The organism is Spirulina sp. CCY15215 (assembly GCF_016888125.1).
GTDB lineage: Bacteria > Cyanobacteriota > Cyanobacteriia > Cyanobacteriales > Spirulinaceae > CCY15215.
In genome coordinates this window covers 1-207 of sequence record NZ_JACSWA010000436.1, presented here as the reverse complement: position 1 = coordinate 207, position 207 = coordinate 1, and the positions used below count along the sequence as shown (strand labels likewise).

Sequence of the window (207 nt, the reverse complement as noted above, 5' to 3'; positions counted from 1 at the left end):
ATTACACCTCGCAAATTTGTCCAAAATGTGATTTTCACACCGGAAAAAAATTGCTTTCCGAACGAGAACATAATTGCCCGGAGTGTGGATACAAAACTCATAGAGATATCGCAGCAGCAGAAGTTATCAGAGATAGAGGAATCAAAAATGCGCTAGGGCATAGCGTATCGGAAAATGCTTGTGGAGATGATCTGACGGGGGCTTTGC

General features: G+C 43.0%; 1 protein-coding gene. It reads left to right on the top strand.

Going from position 1 to position 207, the window contains the following annotated elements; genetic code table 11:
• A partial coding sequence (locus JUI58_RS27750) for a zinc ribbon domain-containing protein (RefSeq protein ID WP_204104256.1) occupies window positions 1-207 on the top strand: 207 nt, incomplete at both ends.